Origin of the sequence: [Limnothrix rosea] IAM M-220 (assembly GCF_001904615.1) — a bacterium.
Lineage (GTDB): Bacteria > Cyanobacteriota > Cyanobacteriia > Cyanobacteriales > MRBY01 > MRBY01.
In genome coordinates this window covers 17,793-29,797 of the sequence record NZ_MRBY01000011.1, presented here as the reverse complement: position 1 = coordinate 29,797, position 12,005 = coordinate 17,793, and the positions used below count along the sequence as shown (strand labels likewise).

The window sequence follows — 12,005 nt, the reverse complement described above, 5'->3', positions numbered from 1 at the left end:
CATAGTTTCCGTGTCGCAGCATGGATAAAAGGAAGAAACTGTTGCTTGCAGAGCCAGGTAGTAAGTCTTCTGAATCAACTCAGGGTATAAGCAACACTGAATGACAAATATTTCTACAGTTAAACACTATAGGCACAGTCAAAGGCGATCGCAGCAAACAAGCTTTTGACCGCCCTTTTCAGCGTTTCTATGTACCGAAACCCCAGATTTTTCTTGAACACACCACCCCCTAGGAGGTTTTTCTATGTCTGTTCGTTTATACGTCGGTAACCTACCCAAAGATGTCGTCGAAAAAGACGCACTCACAACCTTTTTCGCAGACGCAGGCGAAAATGCTAGCACCAAAGTGATTAAAGATCGCAAAACCGGTAAGTGCCGGGGCTTTGCCTTCGTAACTGTTCCCACTGACGAAGAAGCAGATGCTTTTATCGAAAAGTACAATGGTCAGTCCTTCATGGACAGCGAACTCAAAATCGAAAAGGCACTCCCCCGCTCCAAATCTGAAGATGCTCCCAGCACCGCCAGTGCAGCTCCCAGCAAAGGCGGTAAGCGCAAGCGTAGTGGTGGTGGCGGCAAAAAGCCCATGACTTACAGCAGTGGCGGTTCTAACTCTGCTCAGCCTGACCCCCGTTGGGCTAGCGAACTCGAAAAGCTCAAGGATATGCTCCAAAAGCAAACCACAAACGTTTAAAGCTTTTTAGATGAATTTTTCCTGCTACATTCTTTGTGGCAGGATTTTCTGTATTTACCCATTTTTATTTGATTGATAGTAGCAAGGAGGGAATAAATCATGGATGCGGTTCAGGTGATGAAACAAGAGGTCGGTCGCGCAGCGGCTGCCATGGTGGAGTCTAATACCATCGTGGGTCTAGGAACGGGTTCCACAACGGCTTATGCCATCCAATTTATTGGCGATCGCCTCGCAGCGGGTGAGATTGAAAATATTGTTGGTATTCCCACGTCTTTTCAGGCTGAAGTTTTATCGAAGCAGTACGGTATTCCCCTCACTAGTCTTGATGCAGTAGATCATATTGATCTCGCCATTGACGGGGCGGATGAGGTTGACCCGAACAAAAATTTGATCAAAGGTGGCGGCGCGGCTCACACTCGCGAAAAGGTTGTGGATGCCCTCGCGAATAAATTTGTTGTGGTCGTCGATAGCGGCAAAATGGTAGATGTTTTGGGATCTACTTTCTTGTTGCCTGTTGAAGTGATTCCGATGGCGATCGCCCCTGTCATGCGTCAACTAGAAGCGCTCGGTGGTAAGCCTGAGTTGCGGATGGGCGTGAAGAAAGCTGGTCCTGTCGTCACCGACGAAGGTAATTTAGTTGTTGACCTCAAATTTGAAGCAATTAAAGATCCGGCTGCTTTAGAAATTGCAATCAACAATATTCCCGGTGTTCTGGAGAATGGTTTGTTTGTCGGTGTGGCGGACACCATTCTTGTCGGCGAAATTATTGACGGTGAACCCAAGGTACGCACGATCAACTAAATTTTGTTTTTTATATTTTGGGAAATCTTCTGGTTTAGTTGCTAGAAGATTTTTTGTTTAAACGGCTCGTAATTTTAACGGCTGAGGAAGGCGATCGCCTGTCGGATCCATTCATCAGCATTGGGGTTTTGAGCCAAGAGAGAATCTTGAGAAAGAGTTCCGATGGCGCGACGAATTTCGCTGTCATCATAACCGAGGGCAAGAAGGGTCATTTCGAGGTCTTCATAGATTCCAGCCTGGGGCGTGTTTACATCCGCTTGGGGCAAACCTGTTTGATCTCGCCATTGCGCTAATTTTGTGCGAAGTTCGAGTGCTAATCTTTCTGCCGTTTTTTTGCCGATACCCGGCGCTTTAGCCAAAAGTTTATGATTTTCGCTCACAATTGCCTGCACCAATTCCGGTAAGGTCAGGGTATCCAGCAGGGCGATCGCCGACTGTGCCCCAATGCCGCTCACACCAATTAACTGTCGAAATAAATCCCGTTCCGCAAAAGACTCAAAACCATACAGAATGACTTGATCTTCTCGCTGTTGGTAATGGATAAACACCTGACATATCTTTTCTTCTGCGAGATTAATCTCAAGGGCAAAGCGACTAGAAATTTGCACTTCATAGCCAATACCGCCCACCTCCAGCACTAAAAATGTCCTATTCTGTAAATTCTTTTGCAGGGCGATCGCCCGACCTTTCAAATAGCTAAACATAACTTCCCGACAACAAACTAGCCCTATCCTGCCACGCCACAGCAATTCTCCCAATCCCCACCGCAGGACAGAAGAGAACAGTACAGTTAAACTAAGATATTCCCCACCCCTTGGACTATGGCAGATAACAAGCCAACATTTTCTAACCGTTCTATTCCACCTCAAAACCTTGATGCCGAAGAATCGATTCTGGGCGGTATTTTGTTAGATCCAGAAGCCATGGGACGGGTGGTGGATATCCTAGTCACCAATGCCTTTTACGTCCAAGCCCACCGCGATCTGTACAAAGGACTCTTAATTCTCCATGCCCAAGGTAAACCGACAGATTTAGTCAGCCTTACCTCCTGGCTACAGGATCAAAAACTATTTGAAAAAATAGGCGGCACAGCAAAATTAGCAAGTCTTGTTGACCGCACAGTCTCAGCCGTAAACATCGACCGTTATGCCCAGCTCGTGATGGATAAATATATCCGTCGCCAACTCATTAGCGGAGGCAATGAAATTATTGATCTCGGCTACGACACCACCACCCCCCTAGAAGACGTTCTCGACGAATCCGAGCAAAAGATTTTCAAACTCACCCAAGAGCGCCCCCAAGAAGGTTTAACGCCGATCGCCGAAACCATTGTCGAAACCTTTAACAATATTGAGGATTTACACCAAGAAATTACGCTGCCGGGCTTAAGCTGCGGTTTTTACGATCTTGATGCCATGACCAGCGGTTTCCAGCGTTCTGACCTCGTGATTATTGCCGGTCGTCCAGCCATGGGAAAAACAAGCTTTTCACTCAATGTCGCCGTTAATGTCGCCACAACCCACAAGCTCCCCGTCGCCATCTTTAGCCTAGAAATGTCCAAGGAACAGCTCGTACAACGACTACTGGCAGGAGAAGCACAAATTGAAAGTAACCGCTTACGTGCCGGCCGCCTTACCCAAACCGACATGGAGCCATTAATTAATGCAGTGGAATCCTTATCAAACGTCCCTCTATTCATTGACGATACCGCAAATTTAACCGTGGCACAGATGCGCTCCCAAGCTAGGAAGCTACAGGCGGAACAGGGCGGTAAACTGGGTTTAATTATGCTCGACTACCTCCAGCTTATGGAAGGCGGCGGCGACAATCGTGTCCAAGAAATCTCAAAAATCACACGGGCCCTAAAAGGTCTTGCCAGAGAACTCAATGTTCCAATTTTGGCATTATCCCAGCTTAGTCGTGGCGTTGAAGCTCGCACAAATAAACGTCCTATGATGTCGGACTTGAGGGAATCTGGCTCTATTGAGCAAGACGCAGACCTCATTATCATGTTGTATCGCGACAGCTATTACAATCCTGATTCACCGGATCACGATATTGCCGAGGTGATTATCACCAAGCACCGTAACGGGCCGACGGGGACTGTGAAACTTATTTTCCAACCAGAGCTCACTAAATTCCTTAACTTGGCTAATGCAGGCAATAGTTATGCGGAAGCTTATTAATGACATGCCACTAATGCTTATTCCATAATTTTCCAAAGTCAACCCTTGGATTAGCGAGTACCATTGCAGAGCCTAGGCTATTTTGCGGGAATTTTATTAATAAGATCAGTGATTTTTCGAGTCGGATGCTAAGATTCTGCTAATGTCAGCTCTAATTGCGTGTTAGCTTGAGCTTAAAATCTCGATCTACGCACCACCGTCAACTGCCTTTTGTCAGGAATAGAACAACAAAATAATCTATTAATTTTATCGCTCCGTCCTAGTCAGGAAATTTCACTCACTTTTCCAATTTCTTTTGATAATCAACCCTAATTTTCATGCACGCCTATCAACCCCAACGGCAAACACAGCTATCGCCTCAGCCTCGTCGTAAGGTACGTCGCCCCTCCCAAACGCGCCAGCGACAGCAGCGCAAGGTACAACAATCCCGTCGTAACCGTGCCGTCCTCATTGAGCTGAGTCTCCAAACAACGGTTAACTGTGTCCTCATTGGTGTTGCAGTGACGGCGATCGCCAATCTTTTACCCCATCACCTCTCCCAACAAGAAAGAATTAGTGAAATCCGCGCCGAAGTCGCCGAAGCAGAATATCGAGTCAATCAACTACGAGAAGACTTCAGCCAAAATTTTGATGCCCACGAATCCCCAGACCTCATTCGCGAACACAGCGAAAAAGTTGATATTCTAGAAAAACGTATCATTTGGGTAGAACCAGACACAACGCCAGCCCAAAACTAAAACCAACATAATTAACGTCAGTTATGGATCAGAATGTAGCCAAAATTCTCTAGAGAAAAAGAGACGCGGAGAGGGAAAGACACGGAGAGGGAGAGACACGGGGAAGCAACGAAAATTTGCATTTTTTGAAAGCTAGTAGGATTGTTTGCATAGAAACATCTCCCGATCTCTCGCTCTCCCATTCACCGCGTCGTACTTCCGAGCATGCTTAAGCAAAACTCACGTTAATTAATAAAAACTCAATAAACGCCCAGCAAAAAGGAGGATATTACATCCTCCTTTCTAATTTTTACGTTGTTTTACCCGACGGCTTAATAGCTGAGTGCTACGAAGCAGCAACCGCAGTAGGACGGCGACGACGGCGCTGCGCCCGCGTACCAACCTGTTCGCTCACCTGCATCAAAAAGACAATCAGTGGCTGGCTTTGCAGTTCACGGCGGGCAAGACGTTGCAGAGATTGCTCGACTTCAATACGAATATCTGTCCAGTCGATTTCTTCCTTAGAGCGCTTACCATTTTCTTTATATTCCGCAAGGCGATCGCTAATTGTACTATCAACATTTCTCTGAATGAGTTGATGCAATAGCTTATTGTTAGCAGAAGTAACAACACCACGGATGTGAATTTCAGGCGGCGCAACCAAAGTACCATCCTTAGTAATTGCCGCAGCAACAGTGATCACACCCTGCTCAGCGAGTTGTTGACGATCTTGAAGAACATTGTCATGAACGATGCCAGAACGGTCTACCAATTCAATACCAGATTCGACCTTGCCCGCAACACCAATCGAATTTTCAGTGAGTTCTACAATGTCGCCATTGTCGATAATGACAATATTCTCTTCAGGCACACCCATTGATTGGGCTGTCTGAGCATGTTTAACAAGCATACGGTGTTCACCGTGGAATGGAACAAAGAATTTTGGCTTCGTCAATGCCAACATCATCTTATGCTCTTCCTGAGAACCGTGACCAGAGACGTGAATCCCTTCGCGCTTGCCATACACAACCTTTGCGCCCAACATCATCAGACGGTCAATGGTATTCACAACAGCAATAGTGTTACCGGGAATTGGGTTTGCCGAGAAGACGACAGTATCACCTTCCTTAATTTTGACTTGGCGATGTTCACCCTTGGAAATCCGAGTCATTGCCGACAACGATTCACCCTGAGAGCCAGTACTTAAAATTAGAACATCTTCATCACGCATACTCTTAACTTGGCGTAGCGGAATAAATAGATTATCTAAACACTTGATATAGCCAAGGTTTCGCGCGTGGGAAATGACGTTCAGCATAGAGCGCCCAACGATCGCCACTTTGCGATTATGCTTTTCAGCCAGTTGCAAAATAATATTGACGCGGTGTACCGAAGAAGCAAATGTTGTGACGAGTAGACGACCTTTGGCCTGACCAAAAATACGGTCAAGATTCGGTTTAACAGAAGCTTCAGAAGGCGTATGACCGGGAACCTCGGCATTTGTCGAATCACTCAACAAACACAACACACCTTTTTCGCCATGCTCAGCTAAACGCTGAAAATCAAAATGCTCACCATCGACGGGTGTGTAATCCACTTTAAAGTCACCGGTGTGGATAATCACACCTAAAGGAGTGTGAATCGCCACAGTAAAACTGTCAGCAATGGAGTGGGTATTGCGAATATATTCCACAACAAAATTCTTACCGATGCGCACCATATCGCGGGGCATCACACTATTGAGCTTCGTGCGATCGCTGACCCCAGCTTCATCTAGCTTGTCGCTGAGGAGAGACATCGCTAAACGAGGGCCATAAATCACAGGAATATCAAACTGCTTCAGGTGATGGGCAATGCCACCGATGTGATCTTCATGACCGTGGGTGACGATCATGCCTTTAATCTTGTGGCGATTTTCACGAAGATAAGTTGTATCTGGCAAAACGATATTTACACCATGCATTCCATCTGTGGGAAAGGCAAGTCCGGCATCAAGCAAGACAATCTCGTCGTCATATTCGAAGATACAAGTATTTTTCCCAATTTCGTGGAGTCCACCGAGGGGAATGATCTTAATGGAATCTTCGCCACTGCTGTTAATTTGGGAAGCATTATTTGTTTTTTTGGCTACGAGCTTGGGCTTGTTATTATTCATAAATTTCCTAACTAGGTTGAAGTAAAAACGGAAAAAACTGGGTAATGCGAAAAGGGGGACTAGCCAGCTGGGTGTCCCTCTGGTCTGTCAAATCGCAATATTTGGTTGTCAAACTTGTCTAGATTCACATCGGTGTGAATGCCTAGAGCAAAGTGAGATCTTTGAGCACCTGGGTTAGCTGCTTGGTGCGGTTGGGGTCGAGGGGATACAAAGGGGGTCGAAAACTACCGAGACTCCAGCCTTGTAAAATTAAAGCTGTTTTGACAGGTAATGGGTTGGTGTCACAAAACAGGACTTTAAATAAAGGGAACAACTTTAGGTGTAGGTCAATCGCTTCTTGATTATTCCCGGCCAGAAAGGCTTGAATCATCTGTTGCATGGGTTCGCCCACAAGGTGACTCGCAACGCTAACTACGCCTTGAGCACCCACACTCATTAGGGGCATTGTTAGGCTATCGTCACCGGAATAGATGGCAAAGTCGTCACCGACGGCACAGCGGATCTGGGCAGCTTGGTCAACGTTACCACTGGCTTCTTTAATTGCAATGATGTTGTCAATTTCCGCTAGGCGAACAACTGTTTCCGGAATAAGATTGCAGCTGGTTCGTCCAGGAACGTTATATAGCATCAATGGAATATCAGGGCAGGCTTCGGCGATCGCCCGATAGTGGTGATAAAGACCTTCTTGGGGCGGCTTATTGTAGTAGGGAACAACCTGTAATGACCCATCTAAGCCTAGCGCTTCTGCCTTTTTTGTGGCGGCGATCGCCTCACTGGTCGAGTTAGAACCAGTCCCCGCAATCACTACCGCACGACCAGCAGCAGCACTCTGAACAGCCCGAAACAGATCATGTTCCTCTTCCCAAGTCAAAGTCGGTGATTCACCAGTTGTGCCGCAGACGACAAGACCATCACTCCCATGATCAATGAGATGAGCAGCAAGTTTCTCTGCCATTGCATAATTTACCTGACCTTCTTCCGTGAAGGGTGTCACCATTGCGGTGATTACTCGACCAAATCTTGTATTTGTCATAAAAGAATCGACACAACACACCTAATATCTTACGGACTTAGACCGCTGTTGCAACCGCGTTCGATTGCAAAAGATCCTGTTCACAAAGCAACTCAGCAATTTGCACTGCATTAAGAGCTGCGCCTTTACGAATTTGGTCACCACACAACCATAATTCAAGGCCATGATCTTGAGAAATATCCCGACGAATGCGACCGACAAGTACAGGATCTTTACCCGTCGCATCAATAGGCATTGGAAAATAATTCTTTTCCCAATCTTCCACAACTGTCACGCCGGGAGCTGTCGCCAAAACCTCTTTAGCAGCAGCAGGCTCAAAATTGGCTTCAAACTCTAGATTAATCGCTTCTGAGTGAGCCCGTAGTACGGGAACACGCACACAAGTTGCAGAAATCTTTAAGTCGGGCTCTCCAAAAATCTTGCGTGTCTCGTTCACCATCTTCATCTCTTCTTGACAATAACCTTGATCGTCGAGGGGAGAATTATGGGGGAAAAGATTGAATGCTAGGGGGTAGGGGAAAGATTCAGTTTTAGGCGCATCACCAGCTAATATTGCTTCGGTTTGTTGCTTCACCTCTGCCATCGCCCGAGCACCAGCACCACTAGCGGATTGGTATGTGGAAACAACGATACGCTTGATCGGCTGCACCTTATGTAATGGGTAAATGGCGACCCCCATCAAAATCGTTGTGCAGTTGGGATTGGCAATGATACCTTTGTGGTCTTTTGCTGCCTCTGGATTAATTTCTGGCACAATCAAAGGCACTTCGGGATCCATCCGAAAAGCACTGGAATTGTCGATAACAACAGCACCAGCTGCAACGGCGATCGCCGCCCATTCCTTAGAAGTCGACCCTCCCGCAGATGCCAAAACAATATCAACGCCTTGGAAAGCTTCAGCAGAAACCACCTCAACCGTAATATCTTCACCCTTAAACCTTAAGGTTTTGCCAGCTGAACGGGGCGAGGCAAGTAATTTTAAATTCTTTACTGGAAAATCACGTTCTTCAAGAAGCTGGAGCAGCTCAGCTCCGACAGCCCCCGTTGCCCCTAAAATGGCAACATTTACTGATTTTGACAACGACGAAACCTCCGATTAGATGTGAACTTAATGTAGGTGGACAAAAAACTTTATATAAATGTTCAATTGCTTGTCATAGTGCTGCGTAGGGGGCGATCGCCGCGATTTGGGACTCAATCAGGCTAACGGCTTAGCAAAGACAAAACGGTATACGCAAAGACTCTAACTATACTATTATCAGTAAGGCAAACCGACAGATAAACGCTTAAAACTGTTCCAAACTGCTTTGGAAACATAGCACATGCGGATTGCTCCACTAGGATATCACGGAGCGTTCAAATCCTGCTCAATAAAGAGAGATTGGCCATCCTTTTGCCTAGTTGACCTAGTTGTAATTTATATATTTAGAGCCTTAAAACATCGATGAAAGTTACTCAGGAAAAGCTTCCTGCCAGTCAAATTGGGTTAGAAATTGAAGTCCCTGCTGACAAAACCCAGAAAGCTTATGACAACGCAGTAAATAAGCTTGCCCGCACCGTAAATTTGCCGGGCTTCCGTAAAGGAAAAGTGCCCAAACAAATTTTGATTCAACGTCTAGGTTCGGGTCGGATCAAAGCAACGGTGCTTGAAGAACTCATTGACGAGAGTTTAAAGGCGGCAATTGAGCAAGAGAAAATTGAGGCTTTAGGAAACTACCAGCTGACATCTTCTTTTGAAGAACTCATCGCCAATTACACACCCGGCTCCACCTTCACCTTTAAGGCTTCTGTTGACGTTCCTGCTAGCGTCACCCTTGGTACCTATAAGGGTTTGTCCTTTAAAGCCGAGCAAACGGATTATGACCCTGCCCAGCTGGAAGAATTTATTGAGAAAAAGCGCACTGAGGCAGCAACTCTTGTCCCTGTAGAAGACCGTGGCGCACAAATGGGAGATGTGGCGATCGCCGACTACGAAGGCCGCTATGTTAACGACGCTGGCGAAGAGGAAGGCGACATTATCCCCGGAACCCAAGCAGAAGACTTTTCCATTGAAATGGAAGAGGGTCGTTTCGTGCCCGGCTTTATCGAAGGTTTCATTGGCATGAAGCCCGAAGAAACCAAAAAATTTGTTGTTACTTTCCCCGAAGAGTACGGCAATGAAGAAATGGCCGGCAAAGCAGTTTCTTTTACCGCCACCCTCAAGGAGCTAAAAGAACGGGAACTCCCAGAATTAGACGATGAGTTCGCCTCTGAAATTACAGACGAAGAATTTGAAACCCTCGATGCTTGGAAAGCCAGCCTCGAAGAGCAATTCAAAGAAAATGCGGAAATCACAACCAAAAATAGCGTGCGCCAGCAAATGCTTACGCTCCTCAGTGAAAATAATGAGGTAGATCTACCCGAAGTTAGCGTCAATGAAGAAATCACAGCTGTATTAACCCAGCAAATGATGGAATTTAGCCGCATGGGCATTGACGTTAATCGTATTTTTACAAAGGATATGATTCCGCAGCTACGGGAAAATGCACGCCCTGAAGCAGAGCAACGTCTCGGTAATTCTTTAATCCTCACAGAAATTGCGAAGGTCGAAAAGATCGAAGCCGACGAGGAAAAGTTCAATACTCGTCTTGAGGAAGCGAAAGCTGAGTTTGAACAAGAATATGATGAAGAGCGCCTGAAGGAAGCCATTACAGAAGAGCTTGTTATGGAAGCAACCCTCGACTGGCTCCAAGAGCAATCTGACATCGAGTTTGTTCCGGCTGGTACCCTAGAGCCTGAAGCTGAGGACGAGGAGGAATCCACTTCTGAAGAAGAGTAATTTCTCTAGGCTTAGATAAGTCAAAAATTAGTGATTAGGGGATTCAATTGGGTTTGAGTCCCTTTTTTATAGCCAAGGTGAGCAAGATTAGTGCATAAACCTTGGGGTTCAACAGTCGGAAATTTTTCAAACGGTTTTGTTTATAGTCAAAGGCGATAAGTTTAAGACATTTGATCGGCTTTAAAGCCTTATTTTGTAAGGGCTTAACATGTTTATTGGTTCAACTTCAGGAACGGTGAAAACGAGTTAATAGGAATGAAATCGTGGCAAAGCAACAGTCATGGAAAGGTTCAAACCCCTACCAATCTTGCTGACCACGACTATACTTCGCTAGAATTTCGCAAATTCTCAATTTTGTCGTCCTAAACTTATTTTGGCTTTAATGTATGATTTGCCGAAAAAGTGGCGATCGCCCTGTGATGACATAGCAATGTCCTAGGACATTTTTGCCTGTAAATTAGGTTGAATCGGCAACCCAAATGAAGCATGGGAACAAAGGGCTCGGTAGAGTCCCTCCAGTTGAGCAATATTATTGGTCAAGGTATATCGTTCAAGCACACGTTCCCTCGCCTTACGGCCTAGTAATTTTACGAATTCCGGCTGATCCCGTAGCAAAGGTAATAACGTTTTAAGTTGGCCTGTTACCCCCTGGGTATCGAGAACGATGCCAGCACCATAATTTAAAACCTCACCATCAGCGCCGGCATCCGTAGCAACACAAGCCAATCCGCAGGCCATCCCCTCTAGTAGAGACAAAGATAAGCCCTCCACAAGGGAAGGTAAAACAAACACATCGGCGGACTGTAATATCTGGATTCGTCGTGTTTCATCACCAATAAAACCGAGCCAAACAATGCCTAAATCTTCGTTATACAGAAGTTCTAAAGAGGACTTTAAGGGGCCATCACCGATAATGAGGAGCTTACAATCGTCACCCATTTTGGCGAGTCGCCATGCCTTTAGGAGGGCTTCAACATTCTTTTCGGGCGCAATTCTCCCTTGGTAAACAAATAGCCGCTTAGCACTAATGTTTTGGTCTACAGAGCTATGGGCAGGAGAATATTTAACTTGATCAACGCCATTGGGAATTATTTTGACAGTTCCCGGAGGCACTCCCAATTTAACTAACATATCCTTCTGGATTTCAGAAAAAACGATGACTTGATCGTAATTTGCTAAGCAGGGGGCATAGAGTTGGTAGGTTAGATACTGGGTGCTGGATTTTAGGTTACGGAGCTTGCTGTCAAAGGGCGGGTGAAATGTGGCAACTAAAGGAATTTTTAATTCGCGACAAATATCTGGTAAGCGAAAATCCAAGGGGGATAAAGTCAAGGAGGCATGGACCAAATCCGGCTGAAATTCCCGCAGCGCTCCCATTAAAACATGGCTAGATTTAGGGCTTGGGATGGTATAAATCTGGGATTTGTAGAGGAATGGTAAAAATACTTCTGGACAGTCGCGCCATTTTTGATCACATTCTTCCTGCTGGGCAAAATGCAAAAAACTAACTTGATAGCCCCGGTCGAGGAGATGGTTTGTGATTTCTCTGCCATAGGTGACGTTGCCACAAAAGGGGGATTTTTTACCAAGCCAAGCGATGTGCAT

10 protein-coding genes are annotated in these 12,005 nt (G+C 45.9%); 5 read left to right on the top strand and 5 right to left on the bottom strand.

What is annotated here, in order from left to right; translation table 11 throughout:
- Positions 1 to 244: 244 nt before the first annotated feature.
- Positions 245 to 691, top strand: a complete 447-nt coding sequence (locus tag NIES208_RS06640) for an RNA recognition motif domain-containing protein (protein WP_075890995.1) — start codon at positions 245 to 247, stop codon at positions 689 to 691.
- A gap of 99 nt (positions 692 to 790) precedes the next feature.
- A complete protein-coding gene (rpiA, locus tag NIES208_RS06635) occupies positions 791 to 1,492 on the top strand; it encodes a ribose-5-phosphate isomerase RpiA (protein WP_075890993.1) in 702 nt (233 codons plus the stop codon).
- 74 nt (positions 1,493 to 1,566) lie between these two features.
- On the opposite strand, the gene ruvA is transcribed toward rpiA, so the two are convergent.
- Complete coding sequence (gene ruvA / locus NIES208_RS06630) at positions 1,567 to 2,196, bottom strand: Holliday junction branch migration protein RuvA (RefSeq protein ID WP_075890991.1); 630 nt, start codon at positions 2,194 to 2,196, stop codon at positions 1,567 to 1,569.
- Between the two features lie 117 nt (positions 2,197 to 2,313).
- On the opposite strand from ruvA, the gene dnaB reads away from it, so the two are divergent.
- Both dnaB and NIES208_RS06620 read left to right on the top strand, forming a co-directional pair.
- Positions 2,314 to 3,678: a replicative DNA helicase gene (gene dnaB, locus NIES208_RS06625; RefSeq protein ID WP_075890989.1), complete on the top strand. Its 1,365-nt coding sequence runs from the start codon at positions 2,314 to 2,316 to the stop codon at positions 3,676 to 3,678.
- Between the two features lie 317 nt (positions 3,679 to 3,995).
- Positions 3,996 to 4,415, top strand: coding sequence for a slr1601 family putative cell division protein (locus tag NIES208_RS06620; RefSeq protein ID WP_084176557.1), 420 nt, complete (start codon positions 3,996 to 3,998; stop codon positions 4,413 to 4,415).
- Positions 4,416 to 4,740: 325 nt separating this feature from the next.
- Here NIES208_RS06620 and NIES208_RS06615 read toward each other — a convergent pair whose 3' ends face one another.
- The 3 genes from NIES208_RS06615 to NIES208_RS06605 all read right to left on the bottom strand — a co-directional run bounded on the left by NIES208_RS06615 (position 4,741) and on the right by NIES208_RS06605 (position 8,663).
- Positions 4,741 to 6,549 carry a ribonuclease J gene (locus NIES208_RS06615; protein WP_225875261.1) on the bottom strand — a complete coding sequence of 603 codons (1,809 nt, stop codon included), beginning with the start codon at positions 6,547 to 6,549 and terminating at the stop codon, positions 4,741 to 4,743.
- Positions 6,550 to 6,691: 142 nt separating this feature from the next.
- Entirely contained in the window at positions 6,692 to 7,582 is an 891-nt protein-coding gene (gene dapA, locus NIES208_RS06610) for a 4-hydroxy-tetrahydrodipicolinate synthase (RefSeq protein WP_075890987.1), read from the bottom strand.
- Between the two features lie 37 nt (positions 7,583 to 7,619).
- The gene (locus NIES208_RS06605; protein WP_075890985.1) at positions 7,620 to 8,663 is read right to left on the bottom strand and encodes an aspartate-semialdehyde dehydrogenase; all 1,044 of its coding nucleotides are present in this window, start codon (positions 8,661 to 8,663) and stop codon (positions 7,620 to 7,622) included.
- Positions 8,664 to 9,026: 363 nt separating this feature from the next.
- On the opposite strand from NIES208_RS06605, the gene tig reads away from it, so the two are divergent.
- A complete protein-coding gene (tig, locus tag NIES208_RS06600) occupies positions 9,027 to 10,400 on the top strand; it encodes a trigger factor (RefSeq protein ID WP_075890983.1) in 1,374 nt (457 codons plus the stop codon).
- Between the two features lie 435 nt (positions 10,401 to 10,835).
- Here tig and NIES208_RS06595 read toward each other — a convergent pair whose 3' ends face one another.
- Entirely contained in the window at positions 10,836 to 12,005 is a 1,170-nt protein-coding gene (locus NIES208_RS06595; protein WP_075890981.1) for a glycosyltransferase family 4 protein, read from the bottom strand.

Coding starts and splice junctions, on each gene's coding strand:
- NIES208_RS06615 (WP_225875261.1), bottom strand. CDS start 6,549: ATGAATAATAACAAGCCCAAGCTCGTAGCCAAAAAAACAAATAATGCT.
- rpiA (WP_075890993.1), top strand. CDS start 791: ATGGATGCGGTTCAGGTGATGAAACAAGAGGTCGGTCGCGCAGCGGCT.
- NIES208_RS06620 (WP_084176557.1), top strand. CDS start 3,996: ATGCACGCCTATCAACCCCAACGGCAAACACAGCTATCGCCTCAGCCT.
- NIES208_RS06640 (WP_075890995.1), top strand. CDS start 245: ATGTCTGTTCGTTTATACGTCGGTAACCTACCCAAAGATGTCGTCGAA.
- tig (WP_075890983.1), top strand. CDS start 9,027: ATGAAAGTTACTCAGGAAAAGCTTCCTGCCAGTCAAATTGGGTTAGAA.
- NIES208_RS06595 (WP_075890981.1), bottom strand. CDS start 12,005: ATGCACATCGCTTGGCTTGGTAAAAAATCCCCCTTTTGTGGCAACGTC.
- ruvA (WP_075890991.1), bottom strand. CDS start 2,196: ATGTTTAGCTATTTGAAAGGTCGGGCGATCGCCCTGCAAAAGAATTTA.
- dapA (WP_075890987.1), bottom strand. CDS start 7,582: ATGACAAATACAAGATTTGGTCGAGTAATCACCGCAATGGTGACACCC.
- dnaB (WP_075890989.1), top strand. CDS start 2,314: ATGGCAGATAACAAGCCAACATTTTCTAACCGTTCTATTCCACCTCAA.